Source organism: Microvirga sp. 3-52, assembly GCF_018383585.1.
Classification (GTDB): Bacteria; Pseudomonadota; Alphaproteobacteria; order Rhizobiales; family Beijerinckiaceae; genus Microvirga.
Genome location: NZ_JAHAMK010000002.1, coordinates 278133 through 302085 on the forward strand (window position 1 = coordinate 278133; position 23953 = coordinate 302085).

Genomic DNA, 23953 nt, shown 5'->3' on the forward strand with positions numbered 1-23953 from the left:
CACCATAGTCCATGGAACAAACGATGAGATCACCCGTCCTTCGGGCCGAGGCGAGGGTCACACTCGCAGGTCCCCTTCAGATGATGGACATGCTTTGCGATCATTTCATCGAACACGGCAGGGTGCATCGGTCCAATCGCTCCGCCCGAGTGGAGTTCGATTATGGCGTTGCATCGGTCGAAGCGGATGACGAAACTCTCCACCTTCGTGCGGAGGGCACTGATGCTACGGGCCTCGCTTACGTCAAGTGGAGCCTTGCGGAGCATATTTTGGGTTTCGTGGAGGGCGAGACACCTCGCATCGTCTGGTCCGGCGATGGTGTTGCCGGAGCACCGCTCCCCTACTTCCGCGAAATGCGCGTGGTCAGCGCGACCAACATCACGCCACGCATGCGGAGGGTGAGGCTCAAGGGCGCGGATCTCGCGCGCTTTGCGGTCGGCGGCATGCATGTACGGCTCCTGTTTCCTCCGAAGCCCGGTGTCGTTCCACAATGGCCGGTGATGGGTGAGGACGGGCGGCCCGTCTGGTCGAAGGGAGCGGATCGGCCCGTGATGCGGATCTATACGATCCGCGAACTCGATTTGGAGAACGGCGAGATCGATATCGATTTCGTCCTGCACGAAGGCGACGATACGCCCGGCTCGACCTGGGCTCAACAGGCATGCCCCGGGGATGTCGTCGGAGTGATGGGACCGGGCGGTGGCGACCTTCCGCCTGCCGACTGGTATCTATTTGCCGGCGACGAGACCGCGCTTCCGGCCATCAGCCGCGTCCTGGCGGAACTCCCGGCCGAGTGCAAAGCAACCGTCCTGCTCGAGGTCGCAGATGCGAGCGAGGAGCAGCCTCTTCGCTCCGCCGCCGCGCTTGACATACGCTGGATGCACCGGAACGGGGCGCCGGCGGGAACGACGTCCCTGATCGAGGATGCGGTCCGCGGGATCACCATGCCATCGGACAAGACGCGTCGCTTCATCTGGGCCGGCTGCGAGCAGAAAAGCTGCCGATGCCTGAAGAAGCTCCTGCGCAAGGAGTGGAAGGTGCCGACCTCAGAGCATCAGGTCGTTGCCTATTGGCGTGCCGGCCATACGGCCGATCAGGTCGAGCATTGAAAACGGGCCGCAGGGACGAGCGTCCCTGCGGCTCCTCCACAGGATTGCCCGGATTGGCTTATGGGGCTTTGATGCCGGAGAGGAAGCGGTCGACCTCCTGTCAAGGGCCGGTGGAATGGTGAGCAGGCGAGAGCACCTCGGCTGCCGCCGCACCCATGTCGCTGGCAGCCTGACGAACCTCACCGATGCTGGCCATTGCGACCTCGGAGCCGCAGGCCGCTTCCTGCCTGTTCTTACGCTGCATACTTGCTGCGCAGATAGGCGAGGTAAGGAGCCGGATCGAGACGGCGTCCCGTTATCCGCTCCAGCAACTCGTCGCGCATGAACCGGCGACCGTGCTGCCAGACCTTCGTGCGCAGTTCTTCCGCCAGGACGGAATACTCGCCCGCAGTGATGGAAGCGTCGAGAGACGGCTTCTGCCTGCGCAGGGTCTCCATCAGTTGGGCGCCCATGACATTTCCGATCGTGTAGGTCGGGAAGGAGCCGATATAACCGGTCGACCAATGTACATCCTGCAGGACGCCATACGCATCGTTCGGCACGGAGAGATCAAGATCACGTTTGATCGCCGCATTCCAGGCTTCCGGCAAATCGTTCACGGCCAATGACCCGTCCATGAGCGCACATTCGATATCGACGCGCAGCATAATGTGGAGATCATAGGTGAGCTCATCCGCTTCGACACGGATGAAGCCCGGCTCGACGCGGGTGACGGCGCGATAGAATTCCTCCGCGCTCACATCGCCGAGCTGATCCGGGAAATGCATCTGCAGCTCGGGGAAGTGAAGCTGCCAGAAGGTGCGGCTGCGGACGATGTGGTTCTCCCAGAGACGCGACTGGGATTCATGGGCGCCGAAGCTCGTACCGCCGACCGCGTAGAGACCGACCAGATCGGTGGCGAGCGTCGTGCGAGTGAAGGCCTGATCGACACCCTGCTCGTAGAGCCCATGCCCGGTCTCGTGCGCAGTGCCGAAGACGGATGCCGGAAGGTAATTGCGGTTGTAGCGAGTGGTGATGCGCACATCGTTGCGCGTGAACGACACCTCGAACGGATGAACCGTGGTGTCCAGGCGTCCGCGCCGGAAATCGTAACCAAGTCTCTCCGCAAGGCTCAGGCCGAAGGCGCGCTGCCCCTCTTCAGGGAAGTCGCGGAACAGGAAGTCCGAACGGGGCTGCGGCCGGGACCTCGCGTCATCGAGGATAGGCAGCAGGCCGGCCCGCAATTCCTTGAAAAGGTCTTTGAGGCTGGCCGCCGTTTCGCCCAGCTCGTAGATCGACACCATTGCGTCATAGGGATGCCCGTTCCAGCCGATGCAATCGGCATAGGCGCGAGACAATTCGACGGTCTTGGCAAGGAAGGACGAAAAGATCGAGAAATCGCTCTTCGAACGTGCCTCGATCCAGGCCGCCTGGGCGACGGTGCGAAGAGCCGCCCGCTCCTGGATCAGGGATGCCGGCACTCTCTTGTGATGTTCCACCGCATGCCGCGTCTGCTGCACCATGCGTCTCTCGGCAGAATCCTCCGCAAATTCCAGGACTGCCCGCTCGGCCTCCTCGAGCGCCCTCTCAGTCTCGGGCGCGAGAAGCAGATCGCGCGCGATGCGGGTCAGCGTCGCAATCTGGTGTCCGCGGGTTTCCGCTCCGCCGGCAGGCATCATGGTGCGGGAATCCCATGTCAGGACGGAAGTTGCATTGAGCACATCATTGACGGCGGCGACGCGCTCTTGGAGCGCGACGAGAGATGCCTGCTGGGTCATGTCTGTCAGTCTTCCCGATTAATCTGTGCCGCCGGTGTTGAGATGGCAGGCGGAGAAGCGGCCGGGACCGATGGCGGCCAGCGGAGGGGTCTCCCGCTTGCAGCGCGGGCCCGCGAAGGGGCAGCGAGGATGGAAGTGACATCCGCTCGGCGGATGAAGCGGCGATGGGATCTCGCCGGCAATGGGACGAAAGTCTTTCCGGCCCACGCCGACGCGCGGAACGCTCTCGAAGAGCGCGCGGGTATAGGGATGGTTCGGATTGGCATAGAGCTCGGATGTCGGTGCCAGCTCGACGATGCGTCCGAGATACATGATCGCGACCCGGTCGGAGACATGTCGAACCACACCGAGATCATGGCTGATGAAGATGCCGGTCAGATCGAGGTCGCGGCGCAGGTCCATGAACAGATTGAGCACCTGCGCCTGGATCGACACGTCGAGCGATGCCACAGGTTCGTCGAGCACCAGAAGATCCGGTTTCATGGCGAGCGCGCGGGCAATGGCGATGCGCTGGCGCTGGCCGCCGGAGAACTGATGCGGAAAGCGCCTGCGATAACTCGGGTCGAGCCCCACGCGCCCGAGCAGATCCGCCACATAGGAATCCGCCTCGCGGGACCTGACGATGCTGTGCGCCACCGGGCCTTCAGCCACCGTGTCGCCGATGCGGATGCGCGGATTGAGGCTCGCGAAAGGATCCTGGTGGATCATCTGAACGCGGGTCGTCAGCTTCTGTGTGCGCCGCCCCTGCGACCTAGCCACGGGCACCTTGTCGAACAGGATCTTGCCGTCGCTCGGCGTATAGATACCGGCGACCATGCGCCCAAGCGTCGACTTTCCGCAGCCGGATTCGCCGACCAGACCCACAACCTCACCCTTAGCAACCGTGAGACTGACGTCGGTCACCGCGCGCACAGTCTCGGCCTTCTGCCCAGCACCCAGTAGGGCAGCGATGCGCTCTCCGATGTTAGATTGCTTTACGAAGCGCTTCGATACGTGGTCGATGTCAAGGAGAGCGGCTGGCATGAAACGGGCTCGATCGGGTAGTGGCAAAGGGCGGTGCGTCCGTGCTCGAAGTGCTGGACGGGCGGCGTGGTGGTGCAGGCCGGTCCCGCCTTGGCGCAGCGGGGCGCGAAAGCGCAGCCCGGCGGGAGGTTGGCCAGGGAAGGCGCAGAACCGGGAACCTGCGGAAGCTTCGTTCCAGGCTCGTGCTCGGCGGGCACGGATGCGAGAAGACCAGCCGTATAAGGATGACGCGGAGATGCGATCACATCGGCGGCAGGACCACTTTCCACGACCCTACCCGCATACATGACGCAGATATCGTCCGCCAGGCTCGATACCACGGCGAGATCGTGCGTCACCCACACGAACGCCGTGCCGGTCTCGTCCGCAAGACGCCGCACCTCAGCCAAGATCTGACCCTGGATCGAGACGTCGAGCGCCGTCGTCGGCTCATCCGCGATGATGACGGCAGGGCTGTGGAGAAGAGCGATGGCGATAGCCACGCGCTGACGCATGCCGCCGGAGAGCTGATGCGGATACGCATCGAGCCGCTCCTCGGGACTCGGTATTCCCACCTTGGCCAGCGCGTCGCGCGCTCTTCCACGTGCCACCTTGCGGGAAACATTGTCGTGGGCCCGCACGGCCGCGATCATCTGCGTTCCGATCTTGAGAACCGGATTGAGCGTCATCATCGGGTCTTGGAAGACCATGGCAATCTGGGCACCGCGGACCTGCCGCATGGCCTCGCCTTTCAGGCGCGTGAGATCCTTGCCGTTCAGGATTACCTCGCCCCCGACGATCCTGCCGGGTGGCTCGATCAGGCCGAGAATGGAATAACCCGTCACGCTCTTGCCGGAACCGGACTCGCCGACGAGGCCCAGAATGCGGCCGCGGCCGACCTCGAAGCTCACGCCATCGACCGCCTTCAGAACGCCGGCCCGGGTCTGGAACTGGGTCTGAAGGTCTTTGACACGTAGAACCGCATCGCTCATCGGCTGCGCCTCGGGTTCAGAACGTTGCGAACCTGATCGCCGACGAGATTGATGGCGACGACCGTCAGCATCAGGGCGATGCCAGGATAGATCGAGATCCAGTAACGGCCCGACAGCAGGAACTGGAACCCGTTGGAGATCAGGCTCCCCAGCGAAGGCTGTGTGATGGGAAGTCCGAGCCCCAGGAAGGACAGCGTCGCTTCAAGGGCGATGGAGTTCGCCACCTGCACCGTCGCCACCACTATCAAGGGCGGCAGCGCATTGGGCAGAAGATGGCGAAACAGCACGTGGCGGGCCGGCAGTGGCGTGGAAAGTGCCGCCTCGATGTAGTCTTTGCGCCGTTCCGCACTAGCAGCACCATGGGTCGTGCGTGCGAAATAGGCATATTGCGCAGCCACGAGCGCGGCCACGAGCTGCATCAGCCCCTGCCCCAGCATGGCGACGAGAACCAGCGCAAGCAGGATCGCCGGCAGCGAGAGTTGCAGGTCTATGATGCGCATGATGAGTGCCTCGATGCGACCACCATAATAGGCCGCAATGAGTCCGACCGACGTGCCGAGCACGAGTGCCAGGGATCCTGCCATGACGCCGACGATCAGGCTCGTACGCAATCCGTAAAGAATAGCCGAAAAGATGTCCCGCCCGGCGGCATCGGTACCAAGCCAGTGGGCATAACCGCCGGACCCGATCTCTCCAGGTTCCAAACGAGCATCGAACAGATCAAGGGTCTCCTGATTGTAGGGATCCTGCGGCGCCACGAAGGGCGCGAGAATAGCCATCAGAACCACGACGACGACAACGATCAGAGCTGCGACGGCAACCGGGCTCTGGCGAAAATCCGTCCAGAAGTTCGAGAACCGAGTCCAGCTGGTCTCCGCCGGCAACGAGAGGGCGGGAGAATTGCTCATGACGCCGCCTTTACGCGAATGCGCGGGTCGAGCTGGCCATAGACCAAGTCGACAACAAGATTGATCATAACGAAGAGGAACACCACGAGGATCAGGTATGCCACCATCACCGGCCGGTCGAGAACGGTGATTGAGTCGATGATGAGCTTACCCATGCCGGGCCAATTAAAGACCGTTTCCGTCACGACCGCGAACGCGAGCGTCGAGCCAAGTTCCAAGCCGAAGACCGTCACGATCGGGATCGAGATGTTCTTGAGCACATGAAGGCCAACAACTTTGCTCTCGGACAACCCTTGTGCGCGGGCAAAGCGCACATAGTCGGAGCTCATCACCTCGACCGTGCCCGCACGCGTCAGGCGGATCAGCAAGCCGAGCTTGAACAGCGCGAGGTTGAACGCCGGAAGAATAATGTAGCTCCAGCCCTCGAGCGAGGTGATCGACAGGTTCATGCCGAGCACCTGGGTGGTCGGCCCTCGCCCGCCCGATGGCAGCCATCCGAGCTCGACCGCAAAAACCATGATGAGCAGAAGCCCGACCCAGAAGCTCGGCACGCTGAACCCAAGGACGGATAGGCCCATGATCGATTTGGCCGAAAGCGAATCGGGCTTGTAGCCAGCCCACAATCCCAGCGGGATGCCAAGGCAGGTGGCGATCAACATGGCTGTCAGCGCAAGTTCCAGGGTTGCCGGAAGACGCGACATGATCAGGTTGAGTACAGGCAGGCGATAGATGAACGATTGCCCGAGATCGCCATGCAGCATGTTGTTCATGAACACGAAATACTGCTCGATCAAGGGGCGATCGAAGCCGTAGCGCTGGATCAGCGCTTCGCGCAGGGCTTGGTCGGATCCCGGATCGATCATCACATCGATAGGATTGCCGATGGCATAGACGCCTAGGAACACGATGATCGACATCGCGATCACGACCATGATCGCTTGCAGGACACGCTGAATAAGAAAACCGATCATACTGTCTCGTACTGGATGGGACAGCGAAGGATCAGGCAGACCTGCCTGATCCTTCGCAAACAGCAGCAATCAAAAGGCCGGAGGGAAAGCCACTTCTCTCCACGAAGACCCAGCCGGGATCCCGGCTGGGTCATATCAAGATCAGCTCTTCGGCTTGATCTCATAGGCCAGGGTTTCTTGGTCGACGCGCGGCGGAATGGTGACCATGCCCTTCTTGGCAGCCCAAACCGTCTGGATCTGTACAGTCGGGATCAGTGCACGGTCGTTCATGGAGACTTCCGTAACCTTTTCGAAGAGAGCGCGGCGCTTCGTATCGTCCATGGTGCGTGCGCCTTCCTGGAGCAGCTTGTCCACCTCCGGGTTCGAATAGCCCTGCTTGTTGAAGGCGCCGAGACCGATCTGCGGATTCGCCGTGTGCACGAGGGAGCCGTAGGTGTAGCTCGCCTCGCCGGTCAGCGTGCCCCAGCCGCTCATCCAGAGTGAGAATTCACCCTTCTGCTGTGCCGGGAAGAACACGGTGCCGTTGAGCGCATTGGCATTCACCTTCAGGCCGGCACGGGCCCACATCTGCGAGAGCGCCTCGCACACTGCCCCGTCGCCCGGCAGGCGATTGTTGGTGCAGTGGAAGTCTATTTCGAAGCCCTTCGGGTAGCCGGCATCGGTCAGCAACTGCTTCGCCTTGGCGAGATCGTAGGGCCGCTCTGGCAGGTTCTTGTTTCCGCCGAAGAAGCTGGCGGGCATAAGCTGGTTGGCCGGGCGGCCAAGGCCTTCGAGAACCACGCGCACGAGCGTCTTACGGTCGATGGCGAGGTCCATGGCCTCGCGGACCTTTGGATCGCGCAGCGGGTTCGCCTCGATCTCCTTGCCGTCGATCTTCACCTTCTTCGGGAGGGTTTCCTTCACGTTGGGCGTGATGTTCAGGAAGTAGACTGAGTCGGCCACGAAAGTGTCGACGGACTTGTCCTTCTGCATCGCAGCATAGTCCGTGGCCGGCACATAGTTGGCAAGATCGACCTGGCCGGACTTCAGCGCCGCCATGCGAGCCGGGTCGCTCGGAATCTCCTTGCGGATCACCTTCTGCCAAGGCTGCTTCTCGCCCCAATATCCATCGAAGCGCTCAAGGACGAGATCACCCTTCGGCTCCCATGAGACGAACTTGTACGGGCCAGTGCCGATGGCGGCTTTGCCCGAGTTGAACTGCTCGTTGCGGGCTTCCATGCCGACGGATTTCGACACCACGAAGAGGCGGATGAAATCATTCGGCAGGGTCGGTGCGGGCGACTTCGTCTTCACGTGCAAGGTGTACTTGTCGGCGACCTTTGTCTCCGCAACCTGCTTCGTATAGATGGTCATGCTCATGGGGCCGGTAACCACCGGGATGCGGTCGATTGAGAACTTCGCGTCCTCGGCCGTCAACTCCGACCCGTCGTGAAATTTCACGCCTTCCCGGATCTTGAACTCCCAGGTCGTATCGTCGATCGGCTTCCATGAGGTTGCAAGACCGGGCTTGAGTCCCAGGTTGTCATCCGACATCACGAGCGTATCGTAGATATGGCGCAGGGCCTCCGCCTGACTGCCGAGCGTCGACCAATGCGGATCGATCGAGTCTGGACCGGCCCGAAGACCCATGGTCAGGGTCTGTGCGGAAACTGATCCGCCGAATACTGTTCCGAGGACGAGAGCTGCGACGAGCGATCCACCAAGCTTGAAGTTTTGTTTCACTTCACTTCCCCTCTTGCTAAGACCCTGGCTTTTCGTCCAAGGTGTTCTTATCGATTAGAACGGTAGGTCACTCGGTTAAGAAAAGTCAACAGAGCCTTGCCCAAACCTCAATCAAGCCCTGATGCATATGAAGGCATCCGTTATAGCGACACGGAACAGACGCCGGATGAGCGCATCCTCGCCAACCTCGCGGGAGCGCTTGACCGTTCTCTTCCGGTGCCGCTTGGCATCCAGCTTCGCGGTTTGATCGAATTCGGCATCGCTCTCGGCGAGTTGCCGACTGGTCAGCGTCTGCCCTCGGTCCGGGAACTGGCGGAACGGGCCGGGATTGCGCACATGACTGTTGCAACAGTTTACCGGGATTTACGTGAGGCCGGGCTCATCGAGGCGAAACCGGGTGCCGGCACTTATGTCGGCGATGGGCACAACAGCGACGGGCTGCGCTCGTCCGCGATCCGTAAGATCCAGCGCAGAATCGAGATGCTCTTCACTGAGGCCCGGCAACTCGGCCTCCCACCCTCCGTCGTGTCGTCACTGGTGAACGCGCGAGCCGCCCGCGGTCCGACGCCGACTCGGCCCCTGCGCCTCGTCATGGTGGGCAATTTCGTCGAGACAACCCAGCAATACGCCAACAGGATCCAGGATTATCTTGGCACCGGCGACACCATCGCGGTGACGACGGTAGACGCCCTGCATGCCGGCGAGATCTTCCCTCTGCCCTGCGATATCTGCGTCACCCTCGCTCACCGGCGCGGCGAAGTCGAACATCTGATCCCTAACGGCATTCCGGTCGTTGGCCTGAGCTTCATTCCGGCGGAGGAGACGCGGGCGCAGCTTGCCATGATCGATCCCATGGCGCGCATCGGCATCGTGTCGATCTTTCCGGAATTCACTGCCCTGATGAAGCCCGGCGTACTGCGCTTCGCGCCTCACGTTTCCGATGTGGATGTGCGCCTCATCACGGCACCCGACCTGGAGGCTTTTCTGTCCCAGATCGATGTGGCGATCTATGCCAGCGGCGCGGAAGCAACGGTCCGACGGATGTTGCCAGAGAATCGCCAAGCCATGGAGTTCCGCTATATGCCGGATCCCCATGCCATTCGCGCCACGCTGCTCCCCGTGATCGAGCGGCTGCGCTCATCCCTTGTTTCACAAGAGGAAGTCTCTTCATGAGAATCAGTGAGATGAACTGGCTTCAGGTCGAAGAATACCTGAAGACGGATGACCGTGCGGTTGTTCCGCTCGGCTGCACCGAGCAGCACGCTTACCTCAGCCTGTCCGTCGACAGCATCCTGGCGGAACGCGTGGCTTCCGAAGCAGCCGAACCGACAGGAGTCCTGGTCTTCCCCGTCCAGGCCTACGGCATCACGCCCTACTTCATGGCTTATCCGGGAACCATTTCGCTGAAAGCGGACACCTATCTGCGCATCATCACCGACATCCTCGATTCCTTGAGGCGCACGGGCTTTCGCCGGATCCTCTTCGTCAATGGTCACGGCGGGAACACACCCGGCCAGACCGCCGCCATCGAATGGATGGGGGAGAATCCGGACTGCCGGGCGAAATTCCACAACTGGTGGAATGCCCCGCGCACGTTCGAGAAGGTGAAGCAGATCGACCCGATCGCCTCCCATGCCTCGTGGATGGAAAACTTCCCCTGGACGCGTCTCCCGGGTATCGAGCAACCGTCTCACCAGAAGCCGATGGTCGATCTGGAGCGCATGCGCACGTTCGGTCCGCAAGGCGTTCGCGAGATCCTGCAGGACGGTAATTTCGGCGGCTATTTCCAGCGCTCCGATGACGACATGAATGCCATCTGGACCGTTGCGATCGAAGAAACCCGCGCGCTAATCGAGAACTGGCAATGAACGAGAACACCATTCTGATCTGGGGGGCGGGCGCCATCGGCGGAACCCTCGGCGCCTATCTTGCCCGTGCGGGTGAAGAGGTGCTGTTCGTCGACGTCGTCGAGCCGCACGTGGAGGCCATGAAGCGGGACGGTATTTTTATTGAGGGGCCGGTCGAGACGTTTCAGCAATCGGTCAAGGCTGCGCTGCCAAGTGAGGTCAAGGGCCAGTTCAAGCGCATCATCCTGGCCGTCAAAGCTCACCATACCCGCGATGCGGTATGCGCCCTGAAGCCGCATCTGACCGGGAACGGCACCATTCTCTCCGCACAGAACGGATTGAACGAAATCGTCATTGCCGAGGAAGTCGGTGCCGAGCGCACCGTCGGCTGCTTCGTCAATTTCGGTGCAGACTGGCTGGAGCCTGGCCGCATTCTTTTCGGCAACCGGGCAGCCGTCGCGGTCGGCGGACTCGACGGGCAAGCTACGGATGCGGTGCACGATTACCATCGCCTGCTGTCGATCTTCGAGCCGAAGGCCGTGCTGACCGATAACATCTGGGGCTATCTCTGGGGCAAGCTCGGTTACGGCTCGCTGCTTTTCGCAACGGCGCTGACCAATGCCTCCATGTCCGAGAACCTTGCCTCCGAGCGTCACTTTCCGGTCTATCACCGTCTTGGCCAGGAAGTGATGGCGGTAGCGAAAGCCCGTGGCGTGAAGCCCTTGGGTTTCAACGGATTCGATCCGGATGCCTTCTTGCCGGGTGCCGATGAGACCTCCGCGCGGCGCTCCGTCGCCGACATGGCCGAGTTCAACCGGCACACGGCCAAGACCCATTCCGGCATCTGGCGCGATCTTGCCGTGCGCAAGCGCAAGACGGAAGTCGATGCACAGATCGCCATTATCGCAAACCTCGGCAGTGAGGCCGGAATCCCGACACCTGCTATCAGCAGGTTGGTCCAGCTGATCCACGACATCGAGGATGGACGGCGCGAACAATCCTGGTCCACCCTCGACGAGATGCTGAAGCTATGAATCTGGATTTTACCAACCGCCGTGTTGCCGTGACCGGGGCGGCGCAGGGAATCGGCCGGACTATTGTTCAATCCCTAATGGAAGAAGGTGCCCATGTTTGGGCCCTCGATATGGACGAGGCCGGTCTGCGTGTCGCGACAGAGGCAGGAGCCAGAGCGACCCGCACTCTCGATCTTGCGGATCGTGCCGCAGTCGGCCGCGTCTTCGACGAGATGGCGGCTAGCCTCGGCGGCATCGACATCCTCGTCAATTGCGCCGGCGGCGTTCGTGGACAAGTGGCGAAGCCGATCGAGGAGGTGAGCGAAAAGGACTGGCTTGTTCTCTTCGAGGCCAACGTGCATGGCGCATTCTGGTGCTCGCAGGCCGTGGCCCCGCATATGAAGCGCCAGAAGTTTGGCCGGATCGTGAATATTTCGTCCGGAGCAGGCCTGCGTCCGAGCCTGACGGGCATTCAGGCCTATACGGCCTCGAAGCATGCCCTCGTCGGGCTGACGAAGCAGCTCAGTTTCGAACTCGGCCCCTATGGCATTACCGTCAACAGCGTCGCTCCCGGCTTCGTGCTGTCGAACCCCGCGACGCAGCGCCAATGGGAGAGCTACGGCCCCGAAGGCCAAGCGCGTCTGGTTGAGAGCATTCATACACGGCGCCTGGGCTATCCGCAGGACATAGCCAATGCCGTCATGTTCCTGACCTCCGATGCAGCGGGCTGGATCTCCGGGCAGATCATCTCTGCGGATGGCGGGCGCTCCTGAAGTCAGGATCGGGCAGGCAGATTTTCAAGCAAAGAGCTGGAGGAATCATGGACGACATCAGCAGCCAACCCTGGCATTGGGACGAACAGACTTGGCGCGGCAAGGTGGATCACGTGCGCGCCGGCCGCTCCCTGAAGCCCGCCAGATGGAAGAATGGTGCCCGCTGCGCCGTCGCCCTCTCCTTTGATTCCGACCATGAGACGAACGAGTTGCGCGATGGCGGCAAATCCATCGGCCGCATGTCTCAGGGGCAATACGGCAACCGCCAGGGCGTACCGCGGATTCTCAACGCGCTTGCTAAATATGACGCCAAGGCGACGTTCTTCGTCCCCGCCGTCGCCGCCCTCCTCTACGAGGACGAGCAGCGCCGGGTTGTTGCGGAAGGCCACGAGATCGGCATTCACGGCTGGATCCACGAGCTCAACAGCCAGCTGCCCTACGAGATTGAACGCGATCTGATGTTCCGCTCGGCGGATACACTGGAGCGAATCACGGGTGTGCGGCCTGTCGGTCTGCGAACCCCGTCCTGGGATTTCAGCCCCAGTACGCTGCGCATCGAGCGCGAACTCGGCCTCCTCTACGATTCATCGCTCATGGCAGACGATGACCCTTACGAATTGCTGGAACAGGGCGAGCCCACCGGCATCGTTGAGCTTCCAGTGGAATGGATCCGCGACGATGCGGTTTATTTCAACATGCACCGCTTCAACGGTCTGCGCCCCCACACTCCGCCGACGGCCGTTTTTGACATCTTCTTCCGCGAATTCGAGCGAGCTTGCGAGGAAGGCGGCCTCTTCCTGCTCACGATGCATCCACACGTGACCGGCTACCGCTCGCGCATCTGGATCCTCGAGAAGCTTCTGGAGGAGATCACCCGGCGCTCGGATGTCTGGATCGCGACCCATGCGGAGATCGCCGCCTTCGTGAAGGCGGAATGCCCCTGATGAGCCGCCCTCCCCGCGCCCGGGATGCCGGCTTCGCCTGCGGCAGCCTGCCGACAGGTGTGCTCAACAGCATCGCCGATGTGCCTGGCGTGCGCGTTGGGCACCGCACGCTCATTGATGGCGACATCCGAACCGGGGTGACCGCCATTGTACCGCACGGCGGCAATCTCTATCGTGAAAAGCCGATTGCCGCCCTTCATGTTCTGAACGGTTTCGGCAAAAGTGCGGGACTGGTGCAGGTAGAGGAGTTGGGAACCCTCGAGACGCCTATCCTCCTCACCAACACACTCTCGGTTGGAACCTGCTGCACCGCGCTAGTGCATCACGCCATCGAGGGCAATCCGGATATCGGCCGCGAAACGGCGACCGTGAACCCGGTCGTGTTGGAGTGCAACGATGGATACCTGAACGACATTCAGGCTCTGGCCGTCACGGAAGCGGACGGACGCGCCGCTTTGGCGCGCGCTTCATCGCAGTTCGAATCTGGTTCCGTAGGTGCCGGCTGTGGGATGAGCACCTTCGGCTTCAAGGGCGGGATCGGCACGTCCTCCCGTCGGCTCGTTCTCGACGGGCAGTGCTTTCACTTGGGAGTGCTCGTCTTGTCGAATTTCGGTCGCTCGGGCGACCTGCGCCTTCCCAATGGCAGAATCGTTGCGCCTTCGAAAGCCGCCATGGACGAGGAAGCACTTGAGAAAGGCTCCATCATCATTATCGCGGCCACGGACATTCCCCTGAGCGATCGGCAGCTCAAACGAGTCATTCGGCGCTCCGGTGTCGGATTGGCACGATTGGGCGCCCTATGGGGCCATGGCAGCGGCGACATCGCACTCGGCTTTACCACTGCCAACATCCTGTTTCATGACGAGAAGGCAGATCTCGTCGATCTTCGAATCATCAACGAGAACCGCATCGATCTCCTCTTCGAGGCCATGGCCGATGCTACGCAGGAGGCCGTTCTCGATGCACTTGCCGCTGCAGGCTCGATGACAGGTCGTGATGGTCATCACCGTCCGAGCGTCTTTGAAGCTCTGAAATCTCTCTCACCCGAAACGTGAATCCCATGACCGGCAACAAGACCTCTGACAACAGTTTCGCCCTCGCGATCCATGGCGGGGCAGGCACCATCCTGCGCAGCAAAATGACGCCCGAACGGGAGGCCGCCTATCATGCTGGCCTGCGCCGTGCCCTTGATGCTGGGCGCGTCGTCCTGGCCGATGGCGCAAGCGCGCTCGATGCAGTGTCGGCAGCGGTCATGGCACTCGAGGACGAGCCGCTCTTCAACGCCGGGCGTGGCGCAGTCTATACCTCGGCCGGCAAGCAGGAGATGGATGCTGCCGTCATGGACGGACGTGACCGCTCGGCCGGAGCCGTCGCCGGCATCTGCGGCCCGCGCAATCCGGTCCTTGCCGCCCGCGCCGTGATGGAGCATTCGGGCCACGTGATCCTCATCGGCGAAAGCGCTCTAGAATTCTGCCGCAGGCATGGCCTCGCTTTCGAGGATCCGTCCTACTTCTATACCGAGCAGCGCTGGAACGCTTTGCAGGAAACGCTCGCCATGCGCAAAAGCGGCGCGGACGATCATGACGAGTCGCGCAAGCATGGCACGGTCGGCGCGGTAGCCCGCGACAGACATGGCAATCTTGCCGCCGCTACGTCCACAGGTGGCATGACTGCGAAATCGCCTGGACGCGTCGGCGACAGTCCCGTGATAGGTGCGGGGACATGGGCCGACAACGAGACCTGCGCCATCTCGGCAACGGGTCACGGCGAGATCTTCATCCGCTATGCGGCGGCTCATGAGATCGCCTCCCGCATGCGCTATGCAGGCCAGTCTTTGGAAGAAGCGTCACGTGCCGTCGTGATCGACATGCTGGCTCCTGCCGGAGGCTCCGGTGGTGTCATCGCAGTCGATCATGCGGGCAACGTGTCCCTGCCCTTCAACTGCTCGGGCATGTATCGCGGCGTGGTCAGAGGTGACGGCAGGCTGCTGACTGCGATCTATGACGAGCCGCTCGTCGACTTTCGGAACACATAGGAGAAAGATTGCTTCTGGAGAAATGAGGCATTGAACAGGGGCGGGCATGGATGAATGATTGTGCGTTCTAGACAAGGGAGAGCGTATCGTGACCTCGAACTATGCCTCAGCAGCAGCTTTTCTCGCCAGCACTCTCGTCTCATCGTACGCCTGCGCGCAGCAGCCGCTCCAACAGCAGACCGGGCTCTGGTCTGTTTACGAACAAAGTATCAAGGGTGCCAAACATATCGACCTCACTCACGCCTTTGCACCGGTTCAGCCGGTCTGGCCGGGCTTCGGGCACGCGGAGTTCAAGGCCACGACGGCGGGGGCCGATATCCCGAATTATGTCGCGAAGGGTGACGAGTACACGTATGCCAAGCACGGTTTCGTCGCCACGAGTTACCTGCTCACCACGGACCAGTATGGTACGCAACTCGATCCACCGGCCCATTGGGACGAGTACGGCGCAACGATCAGCGACCTTCCCGCGACATACGCAGTCCGTCCACTTGCGGTGATTCCGATCCATGAAAAGGTGGCCGCGGATCCGGGCTATCACCTGAGTGTCCAGGACATCCGGGATTGGGAGACCCAAAACGGGCAAATTCCTGAAGGCGCGGTCGTCATGGTCCGCTCGGATTGGTACAAGGGCTGGAACGACCCGGTCCGCTTCGCGAGCAAGCCGCATCCGGGCGTCGGCCTCGATGCTCTCAAATTCCTGCATCTCGAGCGCAAGATCCTCCTTCACGGGCACGAGCCTCTCGACACGGATACGACACCGACTCTCGAAGGCGAGTCCTGGCTTCTGCACAATCACTTCACTCAGGCGGAGGGTGTCGCCAATCTCGACAAGGTCCCCGAGACCGGAGCCCTGATCTCCATCGGCTTCGCCAAGCCTCTTGGCGGCACAGGTGGCTACGCCCGCTATGTGGCTATCGCTCCGGCCGAGTGGCCGCATGGCGTGACGGTTGCCGAGGCACCTGGCGCACCGTTGCCGAAGCAATCGGCTCCCCTGCGCCGCGACGACAAAGGGGTGATGCGCCCAGAAGCCGGTGCAAAGTAACTTCTGCTCGAGAGGGCCGTTCGCCGGTCCTCTCGGCTCCGCTGCCCTGCACCTATTCACTCCCTTGAAGAACCGCCTATATCCCACCCGTCTCGAACCAGCCTGGAAGAGGATTTTCCCATGTCACTCAACGATACTCCCGTTTGGTTCATCACGGGCTGCTCGACCGGATTCGGACGTGAACTCGCGCAACTGGTGCTGCGACGGGGCTGGCGCGCCGTGGTGACAGCGCGCGATGCCAATCGCGTAGAAGACCTGACTCGCGGCCATGAGGAGAATGCGCTGGCCCTGTCGCTCGATGTCACCAAGCATGATGACATCGTCGCGGCCGTCAAAGAGTCCGAGACCCGTTTCGGTGCCATCGACGTGCTCGTGAACAATGCCGGGTACGGATACCAAGCGTCCATCGAGGAAGGCGACGACGCGGAGATCCGCGCCCAATTCGAGACGAATGTCTTCGGTCTTGCGGCCATGACCCGCGCAGTCCTTCCCGGCATGCGGTCCCGTCGTCGCGGGCATATCGTCAACATCTCGTCGCAGGCCGGCTTCATCGGCTATCCAGGTTCAGGTTATTATGCTGCGACCAAGCATGCGGTGGAGGGCCTGTCGGACGCACTCTCCAAGGAGGTCGCGCCGCTCGGCATCAAGGTGACCTGCGTCGAGCCCGGTCCGTTCCGCACCGATTGGGCAGGGCGTTCCCTCCAGCAGCGTCGCCCGGCAATTGCTGACTACCAGGATACCGTCGGCGCCCGCCTCGAAACGACAGCCAACTACAGCGGCAGGCAGCCGGGGGATCCTGTTCGGGCAGCGGAGGCGATCATAAAGGCTGTCGAAGCGAACGATCCGCCCAAGCATCTGGTTCTGGGTGCCATTGCGCTCGACGGAGTTCGTGAGAAGCTCAAGGAAACGCTTGCAGAGGTCGAAGCTTGGGCGGAGACAAGCCGAGGAGCGGACTATCCGGAAGGCGCGCAGTAGAGACACGTTTGCATGACGGACAACACAGCGGCTATCCTGATGACATCGTAGAGGCAACCACTTGTGGTATGCCCCGCCTCTTCCAACTCTCCTCTAAGGAGCTCCTCGGTCATGAGCCTTGAGTCCGTTCGCGCCTTTCTGGCCGAAAATGCACCGGATATCGAGATCATCGAAATGCAGACGAGCACCGCCACCGTGAACCAGGCGGCGGAAGCTCATGGCGTCAGGCCCGAGAAAATCGCCAAGACGCTGTCACTGCGCGTGGGAGAGAGAAGCTTTCTCGTCGTCACGAGCGGCACGGCTCGACTCGACAACCGCAAGGTCAAGGCAGCCTTCGGCGGCAAAGCCTCCATGCTCGATGCGGAGCAGGTTCAGTCTCTTACTGGACACCCTGTCGGCGGGGTCTGTCCCTTCGGACTGGCAACGCCGCTTCCGGTCTACTGCGACATCTCTCTGAAAGCCTTCGACGAAGTCGTCCCGGCGGCTGGCTCGATCCATACTGCTGTACGCATCCACCCTGAGCGGATGGCCAATCTCGTCGGCGCCGATTGGGTGGATGTGTGTCAGTAGAGCACGCATTTGACCGAATAAGACCTGATTGAGGCTATCAACCTGCCATGCCGGAGGCTTTCGCTAGATGATGTAGAAATCCTTCTCGGTCAGAGCGAGACCCGACTTCAGCTTGGCAAAGAGGACGGGTTTGTATTTAGAGCCGGCGCCATCCGCATCGTAAGACAGGTAGCCGTTCTTCTTATTATAGATGAGATAGTCGTTCCCATCCTGCGCCTTGCTGCCGACGGTGAAGAAGTCAGGATTCAGCTTTCCTGCCTTGCCAAGCTTTTTGAAGATGCTGTTCTCGAGGCGGATCGTATCGTCCTTCACATTGAAGTCTGTGATCGTATCGACGTTCGTCTTGGCATTCAGCTTATTCTTGAAGATGAACGTATCACGCCCCCACCCGCCAGACAGGGTGTCCTTGCCCGCTCCGCCATCGAGGGCATCATTACCGACGTCGCCATAAAGCCTGTCGTTGCCATCGCCTCCCTGCAGGGAGTCTGCGTGCATTCCTCCATAGAGCGTATCGTTGCCGCTCTGTCCGAGCAGCTTGTTGCTCCCGTTGCCGCCATATAGGCGATCATGACCGGCGCCGCCATCAAGAGTATCTTTTCCGTCGCCTCCATAGAGGAGGTCGTCGCCACTCTCCCCGGAGAGAGAGTTGTTACCGAGCCCCCCATAGAGAATATCCTGACCGCTGCCACCGTAGATGATGTCGTTTCCACCATCGCCGTAGAGCCGGTCATCCCCATCGAGACCATAGATCACATTGGCACCCGCATTACCGACGATCTCGTTCGACTGGGCGTTGCCTGCGAGGTCGATGGAGGCATAGCCGCCAGCCGCTTTCAAGGTCTCGATATTGGCGCCAAGTGTATAGGAGGCACTCGCTATGACGGTATCATGCCCCTGTCCGATGTCCTCCTGGATGACATCGAATGGACTATCGACCATGTAAAGATCGTCACCAGATCCGCCGATCATGGTGTCGACCCCTCCCTTGCCATCGATCTCGTCGTTGCCGGAGGTGCCTACGATGAAGTTCGAGGTATCACTCCCGAAGAGAGACAAGGACCTCGCCCCGGCGGCAGCCCGAAGCTCCTCGATCTCGGCATCGGCCGCCAAGGCAAAACTGACGCCTGTATAGACGACGTCGTAGCCGCCGCCGGCAGCCTCGAAGACGCGATCATCCCGACTATCAACGATGTATGTGTCGTTGCCCGATCCGCCGTCCAGGGTATCCGCGCCTGCGCCTCCGTCGAGAAGATCATTCCCGGCATAACCCTCCAGATGATCGCTTTGGAATGACCCTATGAGCTGGTCATTGCCTTGCATGATCGCAGCGGCTGCGCCGGCACCCTGGGCTTGAAAGGCCGAGAGTGCATCAGCGTAGGCAAACAGAATAGGACCGCCCAGACTGCCGTACGTGAGCCACGGAACGCCATCACGCTGGAATTCCAGATAGGACATTTGCCCACCTTCTTCCGAGATTGTGGGCCCGGAATAAACGACATCAAGGATCGTCTTGTCGACCTCGATCTTGAAGGTTGCCGTCCCCTGCTCGCCGTCTGACTTGTAGGTCACAGTGCCGGCAGCCGCCGTGAAGAAATCGCGCAACCGCAATCCTGGCCGCATATCGCTCCTGAAGGTGACAACTGCCATGGACGGGTACCAGAGAACTTTCAGGCGCAAGGCCGATTAACGAGCGGGTTTGCAGCGCCTATGCACGCGACAAAGATTGATCTTCGTCCTTGACAGGACGAATGGGCGGCGACGGCGGATCAAAAGGCGATCCCGAGAGCACGTGGGACATTTAGTCCTAACCTTGGGTCGATGCAATATGACCGCAACCAGTAGCAGCCAACAGCATTGACGATGCGCGGAATTACCGCACGTCTGAAGGTTGCAAGCTGGATGCCGACGTTCAGCCAGATGTCACGATTGCGCCAGCGGTTGCTGCGATTGCGAGCCAGATGCACCCCTTGCCGGAAACTTAGGTCTGCGGCTCAGCAGCGCCACGGGCGCAGTCGCGAGAATGACAAGAAACGCAGCGAGCCCAAAACAGGCGCTGTAACCGAAATTCTGCGCGATCCAGCCTGCGCCGATGCCACCGATCATGCTGACGAACGCATCCATGCATTGCAGCAGCGTAAAGTCGATCCCTGCCTGGCGTGGATCTGAGAGTGCCATGAACTGCGCATAAAGCGCCACGAACCCGAGCGCCATGATCGCGGACGAACTGGCAAGCGCCAAGCCCAGCAGAAGCAATTGAGATGCCTCCTCAACCCATGCCGCCGCCGCAAGTCCAGACAGGGTGGCAGCCTGCAGGATAAGTGCGAGGACCATGATCGCTCGTGCTCCCCACAACCGGACCAAGGCTCCCCCCAGAAGCGCACAGCCGAAGCCGAGGATCATCCCTCCGGCTCCATTGACGATTCCCAGTGAATCCAGATCGAGACCGGAATCGACGAGGAACGGCCCGAGCATCGCCAAGCCCCATTTCTGCGAAACTGCATAGAGGGCAGCCAGCGCTAGACCCTTGCGCATCTCGCTTCGGCTCAACGCGTCGCGCAGGGACGGTCGGTGGGACCTCGCATCGACTGCTGTGATGGCGGGCGACAGAACAAAAGGCAATCCGAGCAGCACGAGCAGGACTGCCATGACGATCATGGCCTGCCCCCAGTCGACCCGGGCCACGAGCACCAGAAAAAGACCTGAGCCAATTGCGAAACCGAGATAGGCTCCGCCCACCTGAGCGGCATTGCCCCAGCCATGATACCGCTCGGACAGGCTTTCAACGGCATGACCGTCGCATGCGATGTCGACCGTCGAGGCTGCAAAAGCGACCACGATGAAGATAGCCATGAGGGGCACGAAGGTGGTCGGACCGATCATGGCAGCCAGGGCGAAGCAGAAGGCCGAGATCAGCCCGCCGATCAGGACGATGGACCGCGACCGGCTGGGACCGGTCGATGGCAGACGATACCGTTCGATCGCCGGGGCCCAGAGAAACTTCAGCACCCAGGGCAGAACCGCGAGATAGGTCAGCCCGATCCGATCAAGAGGCAACCCACGGTCGCGAAGCACACTTGGAAGAGCGCTGAAAGTCACTCCTCCAATGATGCTCTGCCCCACATATAGTCCTCCGATTGCAACGACGATAGCGAACGGCGAGCCGAGACCGCGCGCGGGCGACGTCCCTGGGACCGTCATTGTCACCACCGATACCGCAGACTTGCGATGACCTTGCGGCCCTCATCGAAGTAACAATAGTTGGACGTGCAGACTTGGCCGTCCTCGTCGAGCAGGTTCGTGGCATTCACCTGGAAGCGCAGCCCCTTGAGGCTCGGATTGATGTTCTCGAGATCATAGCGTATCGCAGCATCGAGATAGGTGCGAGGCTCGTTCTCGATCACAAGGCGGTTGAGGTTGTCCCCGAAGCTGGAGCCGACATAGCGCACGCCGCCCGCGATGCCGAGGCCCTTGGCGGGTCCTTCCTGAACCGTGTAATCGAGCCAGAGTGATGCAAGATGGTAAGGTACGCTCGTCAGCCGGTTACCAACGGTTTCGGGGGTCAGCTTCTCGATGCGTGCATCGGTATAGGAATAGGAAGCCTGGATATATAGGCCATCAGTCAGCGAGGCAACGCCTTCGAGCTCGAATCCCTGAGAGCGCAGATCGAGCTGAACCTGCTGGTTCAAGCCATCGACGACCTGGTAAACTACCGCATTGTCCTGGTGAATATCGAAAATGGCGGCTCGAAGTGATGCATTGACGCCCGGCAGGTCATATTTTACCCCGACCTCCACCTGTTCTCCGGTCGTCGGTTCAGCGACGCTCCCACCCAGGACCGTGCCAGGATTCGGCGTGAACGACGTGCCCCAACTCACATAGGGTGCGAGCCCGAAATCGGTCACATAGCCCAGAGCGGCGCGCCCAGTGAACTTGGTGTCGTCGCGATCGAACTCGAACCCTGCGCTGTCGAACTCGCTCGACAGCCAGTCATGACGACCGCCAAGGGTCAGGCGCCAGTTCTGCCATTTGATCTGGTCCTGGATATAAATGCCGGTGAGGGTCTGCGTCTGATCTTCCCGATAGGAGAGCGCCGGGTCGGTCCCGATGGGGACGATGCCAAAACCCTGCTTGGAGACATAGCTCAGGCGGCTGACATCCAACCCGGTCAGGATCGTGTGATCGACCACACCCGTTCTCAAGCGGCTTTCAAGATAGGTATCGCTGACGATACCCCAATTATTCTCACGCGTGAGACCTGACCCACCGAAGTAGTATTCCTGGTTGGTGCCAAGAGCAGAGAATCGCGTCCGCTGGTGCAGCGTGAACATATCATTGAAGCGATGCTCGAACTCGTAGCCGATCCGGCCCTGCTTCTGACGAAAATCGTTGTAGCGCTTGTCGCCAGCGAAGACCCGGGTCGCGCCGATCGACAGACTGGTGGGATTGCCTGCAGCATCCGTCGCGTAGTTGTTGATATAGGCTGCGGTACCACCCGTGGTCGAATCCATGTATTCGCCGAGGATCGTCAGCGTGGTTGCATCGTTCGGCTTCCATGTAAAAGCCGGCGCGATGAAGATCCGGTCGTCGTCGACGGCATCGATCTCGGTTCCCGCATCGCGTACAAGACCTGTCAGGCGATAGAAGAGCGTGTTGTCTGAATTGACGGGACCTGAAAGATCGAAGTTGCCCTGCAGACGTCCATAGGAGCCGGTTTGGACTTCGACTTCGCGGAAGGGGAGAAAGGTCGGACGCTTCGAAATCAGATCGACGATGCCACCCGTGCTGCTCGCTCCGTAAATGGAAGCTGCGGGCCCCCTTAGAATCGTAATTCCCTCCAAGCCGTATGGCTCAAGGCGGAACAACCCGTTCGGACTGTTGACCTGACGCAGACCGTCGCGGAATACGCCGGTATAAGTGACATCGATGCCGCGAATGGAAAATGCGTCGTAACGGGGATCGAAGCCGTAGCTTCCAACCCTGGCACCGGGCGTATAAGATACAGCGTCGAGCAATGTCTGAGGCTTACGGTCCTCCAATTGCTTCTGCGTCACGGTCGACATCGACCGCGGCGTTTCAAGAACTGGCGTGTCCGTCTTGGTCGCACTGCGGGTCGAAGTGGCGACATAGCCGTTGGCCGTGATGTCAGCCCCCTGCCCGTTCTGACTCCCTTCGACCGTCACCTCATCAAGCTGAATGGCGCGCGTCTCTGACGTCTGAGCGCAAACTTCACTTGAAACGAAAACAAAAGCCGACGATGCCAGCAGCGTTAGGGGCAACTTCACAACAGAAACCTTCATATCACGACGATGGTTTCCGCCTATCAGAGCAGTTCTCACAGAGTCAAATACTATAGTTTTTAATTATTATAATCAAATTGTCGGCAAGTTTGAATGATTCTAATCTTACATTTACATACGGCGCACAGTATGCGCACTTACTTGGCAGACGGCGTCCGTCGGGCTGATGCATATACCTTTTTTGTCGGCTTTTCTCGGCTGAAATTCGCACCCGCAACCGTAGGAATTTGGATTCACAACACCTAACAATTTCAACTTACAAGGACGGAAGGCGGTCATGATGCCACCAACCCTGCATACCCTGGCGTTTTAATACGCTTATACCTCTTATTAACCATCCGGATAAACTTGACACTGCTTTCCGGGACTGGTGCCATAGATTCCTTATATCGGGGAACTGGAGGAACTCATGGGACGCATCATGAAAGAGGATGACATCTTCATCTCAGGATTGTTCGATCTCATGAACCTGCGCTTCGGACCTTCCCAAGGAGTGAAGGAAGCATTTGGCGGCATTGAGGAAATGGCTGAGCTCCAAAGGGAGTTCCAGATCTTCCAACGTGGACGCTCACTGCGGGACTGCGTTGCAGTCCTCAATCTTGGAGGTTTCTGGAACGCGCGGGCACGGAACAGATGGCTTGAGCTAATTGGAGACTTGGTCAACTACGAGTCAGATGTGCCCGGAGTGAACGGCAACGATCGCGTTATGAATATGATGGTCGAGAATCTGGCGTCGCGCTACCCCCTTCCCGTTCTCTTCCAGGCTCATCATTCCTACGGCGAAGAGGGGCGCAAGGTTGTCGTGAGGAATGCTCCGACCGGTCGCTTCTATATGGAACAGGAACACATCATCGTTTCAATCCCCATGCTCCCGAGAACAGCCCCTCGGACTGTTCGGCAACCCGCTAAAGCCGCACGGAAGGCTCCGGCCAAGACATCAAAAGCGGCGCCCAAGAGCACGCGAAAAGCACCACGGCGAAGATAGGCTTTCAC

Annotated in this window: 21 protein-coding genes; 12 read left to right on the top strand and 9 right to left on the bottom strand. The window is 60.5% G+C overall.

Annotated elements, in window-relative coordinates:
- Positions 1 to 23 precede the first annotated feature (23 nt).
- Positions 24 to 1109, top strand: a complete 1086-nt coding sequence (locus KHP60_RS03250) for a siderophore-interacting protein (protein WP_213562131.1) — start codon at positions 24 to 26, stop codon at positions 1107 to 1109.
- A 233-nt stretch (positions 1110 to 1342) separates the two neighbouring features.
- Here KHP60_RS03250 and KHP60_RS03255 read toward each other — a convergent pair whose 3' ends face one another.
- From KHP60_RS03255 to KHP60_RS03280, 6 genes are all read right to left on the bottom strand, one after another.
- Positions 1343 to 2866 carry a carboxypeptidase M32 gene (locus KHP60_RS03255; RefSeq protein ID WP_249688458.1) on the bottom strand — a complete coding sequence of 508 codons (1524 nt, stop codon included), beginning with the start codon at positions 2864 to 2866 and terminating at the stop codon, positions 1343 to 1345.
- Positions 2867 to 2884: 18 nt separating this feature from the next.
- A complete protein-coding gene (locus KHP60_RS03260; RefSeq protein WP_213562132.1) occupies positions 2885 to 3889 on the bottom strand; it encodes an ABC transporter ATP-binding protein in 1005 nt (334 codons plus the stop codon).
- The gene (locus KHP60_RS03265; RefSeq protein WP_213562133.1) at positions 3841 to 4860 is read right to left on the bottom strand and encodes an ABC transporter ATP-binding protein; all 1020 of its coding nucleotides are present in this window, start codon (positions 4858 to 4860) and stop codon (positions 3841 to 3843) included. Before KHP60_RS03265 ends, KHP60_RS03260 begins: the two co-directional genes overlap by 49 nt.
- Positions 4857 to 5768: an ABC transporter permease gene (locus KHP60_RS03270; protein WP_213562134.1), complete on the bottom strand. Its 912-nt coding sequence runs from the start codon at positions 5766 to 5768 to the stop codon at positions 4857 to 4859. The genes KHP60_RS03265 and KHP60_RS03270 overlap by 4 nt, the downstream gene beginning before the upstream one ends.
- Positions 5765 to 6739 carry an ABC transporter permease gene (locus tag KHP60_RS03275; RefSeq protein ID WP_213562135.1) on the bottom strand — a complete coding sequence of 325 codons (975 nt, stop codon included), beginning with the start codon at positions 6737 to 6739 and terminating at the stop codon, positions 5765 to 5767. Before KHP60_RS03275 ends, KHP60_RS03270 begins: the two co-directional genes overlap by 4 nt.
- A 141-nt stretch (positions 6740 to 6880) precedes the next feature.
- Positions 6881 to 8461 (bottom strand): ABC transporter substrate-binding protein, encoded by a 1581-nt coding sequence (locus KHP60_RS03280; protein ID WP_213562136.1) that lies wholly within the window; start codon positions 8459 to 8461, stop codon positions 6881 to 6883.
- Positions 8462 to 8557: 96 nt separating this feature from the next.
- On the opposite strand from KHP60_RS03280, the gene KHP60_RS03285 reads away from it, so the two are divergent.
- From KHP60_RS03285 to KHP60_RS03330, 10 genes are all read left to right on the top strand, one after another.
- Entirely contained in the window at positions 8558 to 9634 is a 1077-nt protein-coding gene (locus tag KHP60_RS03285) for a GntR family transcriptional regulator (protein WP_213562137.1), read from the top strand.
- Positions 9631 to 10329, top strand: a complete 699-nt coding sequence (locus KHP60_RS03290) for a creatininase family protein (protein WP_213562138.1) — start codon at positions 9631 to 9633, stop codon at positions 10327 to 10329. Before KHP60_RS03285 ends, KHP60_RS03290 begins: the two co-directional genes overlap by 4 nt.
- On the top strand, positions 10326 to 11342 hold the full coding sequence (locus KHP60_RS03295; protein ID WP_213562139.1) for a ketopantoate reductase family protein: 1017 nt from the start codon (positions 10326 to 10328) through the stop codon (positions 11340 to 11342). The genes KHP60_RS03290 and KHP60_RS03295 overlap by 4 nt, the downstream gene beginning before the upstream one ends.
- A complete protein-coding gene (locus KHP60_RS03300) occupies positions 11339 to 12094 on the top strand; it encodes an SDR family NAD(P)-dependent oxidoreductase (RefSeq protein WP_213562140.1) in 756 nt (251 codons plus the stop codon). Before KHP60_RS03295 ends, KHP60_RS03300 begins: the two co-directional genes overlap by 4 nt.
- A 47-nt stretch (positions 12095 to 12141) precedes the next feature.
- Complete coding sequence (locus KHP60_RS03305) at positions 12142 to 13038, top strand: polysaccharide deacetylase (protein WP_213562141.1); 897 nt, start codon at positions 12142 to 12144, stop codon at positions 13036 to 13038.
- Entirely contained in the window at positions 13038 to 14093 is a 1056-nt protein-coding gene (locus tag KHP60_RS03310) for a P1 family peptidase (protein WP_213562142.1), read from the top strand. Before KHP60_RS03305 ends, KHP60_RS03310 begins: the two co-directional genes overlap by 1 nt.
- Before the next feature lie 5 nt (positions 14094 to 14098).
- Positions 14099 to 15073 carry an isoaspartyl peptidase/L-asparaginase family protein gene (locus KHP60_RS03315; RefSeq protein ID WP_213562143.1) on the top strand — a complete coding sequence of 325 codons (975 nt, stop codon included), beginning with the start codon at positions 14099 to 14101 and terminating at the stop codon, positions 15071 to 15073.
- Positions 15074 to 15161: 88 nt separating this feature from the next.
- Positions 15162 to 16118 carry a cyclase family protein gene (locus tag KHP60_RS03320; RefSeq protein WP_213562144.1) on the top strand — a complete coding sequence of 319 codons (957 nt, stop codon included), beginning with the start codon at positions 15162 to 15164 and terminating at the stop codon, positions 16116 to 16118.
- A gap of 120 nt (positions 16119 to 16238) precedes the next feature.
- Complete coding sequence (locus tag KHP60_RS03325; protein ID WP_213562145.1) at positions 16239 to 17093, top strand: oxidoreductase; 855 nt, start codon at positions 16239 to 16241, stop codon at positions 17091 to 17093.
- A 111-nt stretch (positions 17094 to 17204) separates the two neighbouring features.
- Positions 17205 to 17663: a YbaK/EbsC family protein gene (locus KHP60_RS03330; protein WP_213562146.1), complete on the top strand. Its 459-nt coding sequence runs from the start codon at positions 17205 to 17207 to the stop codon at positions 17661 to 17663.
- A gap of 63 nt (positions 17664 to 17726) precedes the next feature.
- Here KHP60_RS03330 and KHP60_RS03335 read toward each other — a convergent pair whose 3' ends face one another.
- The 3 genes from KHP60_RS03335 to KHP60_RS03345 form a co-directional block, all read right to left on the bottom strand.
- A complete protein-coding gene (locus KHP60_RS03335; RefSeq protein ID WP_213562147.1) occupies positions 17727 to 19310 on the bottom strand; it encodes a calcium-binding protein in 1584 nt (527 codons plus the stop codon).
- A 273-nt stretch (positions 19311 to 19583) separates the two neighbouring features.
- Positions 19584 to 20861 carry an MFS transporter gene (locus tag KHP60_RS03340; RefSeq protein WP_213562148.1) on the bottom strand — a complete coding sequence of 426 codons (1278 nt, stop codon included), beginning with the start codon at positions 20859 to 20861 and terminating at the stop codon, positions 19584 to 19586.
- Positions 20862 to 20863: 2 nt separating this feature from the next.
- Entirely contained in the window at positions 20864 to 22843 is a 1980-nt protein-coding gene (locus tag KHP60_RS03345; protein WP_311924569.1) for a TonB-dependent siderophore receptor, read from the bottom strand.
- A gap of 526 nt (positions 22844 to 23369) precedes the next feature.
- On the opposite strand from KHP60_RS03345, the gene KHP60_RS03350 reads away from it, so the two are divergent.
- Complete coding sequence (locus KHP60_RS03350; protein ID WP_213562150.1) at positions 23370 to 23945, top strand: hypothetical protein; 576 nt, start codon at positions 23370 to 23372, stop codon at positions 23943 to 23945.
- Positions 23946 to 23953: the final 8 nt, after the last annotated feature.

What these genes read in the sequence shown, in the direction of transcription:
- KHP60_RS03250 (WP_213562131.1), top strand. Translation starts at nt 24, where the DNA reads ATGAGATCACCCGTCCTTCGGGCCGAGGCGAGGGTCACACTCGCAGGT.
- KHP60_RS03255 (WP_249688458.1), bottom strand. Translation starts at nt 2,866, where the DNA reads ATGACCCAGCAGGCATCTCTCGTCGCGCTCCAAGAGCGCGTCGCCGCC.
- KHP60_RS03260 (WP_213562132.1), bottom strand. Translation starts at nt 3,889, where the DNA reads ATGCCAGCCGCTCTCCTTGACATCGACCACGTATCGAAGCGCTTCGTA.
- KHP60_RS03265 (WP_213562133.1), bottom strand. Translation starts at nt 4,860, where the DNA reads ATGAGCGATGCGGTTCTACGTGTCAAAGACCTTCAGACCCAGTTCCAG.
- KHP60_RS03270 (WP_213562134.1), bottom strand. Translation starts at nt 5,768, where the DNA reads ATGAGCAATTCTCCCGCCCTCTCGTTGCCGGCGGAGACCAGCTGGACT.
- KHP60_RS03275 (WP_213562135.1), bottom strand. Translation starts at nt 6,739, where the DNA reads ATGATCGGTTTTCTTATTCAGCGTGTCCTGCAAGCGATCATGGTCGTG.
- KHP60_RS03290 (WP_213562138.1), top strand. Translation starts at nt 9,631, where the DNA reads ATGAGAATCAGTGAGATGAACTGGCTTCAGGTCGAAGAATACCTGAAG.
- KHP60_RS03295 (WP_213562139.1), top strand. Translation starts at nt 10,326, where the DNA reads ATGAACGAGAACACCATTCTGATCTGGGGGGCGGGCGCCATCGGCGGA.
- KHP60_RS03300 (WP_213562140.1), top strand. Translation starts at nt 11,339, where the DNA reads ATGAATCTGGATTTTACCAACCGCCGTGTTGCCGTGACCGGGGCGGCG.
- KHP60_RS03305 (WP_213562141.1), top strand. Translation starts at nt 12,142, where the DNA reads ATGGACGACATCAGCAGCCAACCCTGGCATTGGGACGAACAGACTTGG.
- KHP60_RS03310 (WP_213562142.1), top strand. Translation starts at nt 13,038, where the DNA reads ATGAGCCGCCCTCCCCGCGCCCGGGATGCCGGCTTCGCCTGCGGCAGC.
- KHP60_RS03315 (WP_213562143.1), top strand. Translation starts at nt 14,099, where the DNA reads ATGACCGGCAACAAGACCTCTGACAACAGTTTCGCCCTCGCGATCCAT.
- KHP60_RS03325 (WP_213562145.1), top strand. Translation starts at nt 16,239, where the DNA reads ATGTCACTCAACGATACTCCCGTTTGGTTCATCACGGGCTGCTCGACC.
- KHP60_RS03330 (WP_213562146.1), top strand. Translation starts at nt 17,205, where the DNA reads ATGAGCCTTGAGTCCGTTCGCGCCTTTCTGGCCGAAAATGCACCGGAT.
- KHP60_RS03335 (WP_213562147.1), bottom strand. Translation starts at nt 19,310, where the DNA reads ATGGCAGTTGTCACCTTCAGGAGCGATATGCGGCCAGGATTGCGGTTG.
- KHP60_RS03340 (WP_213562148.1), bottom strand. Translation starts at nt 20,861, where the DNA reads ATGACGGTCCCAGGGACGTCGCCCGCGCGCGGTCTCGGCTCGCCGTTC.
- KHP60_RS03350 (WP_213562150.1), top strand. Translation starts at nt 23,370, where the DNA reads ATGGGACGCATCATGAAAGAGGATGACATCTTCATCTCAGGATTGTTC.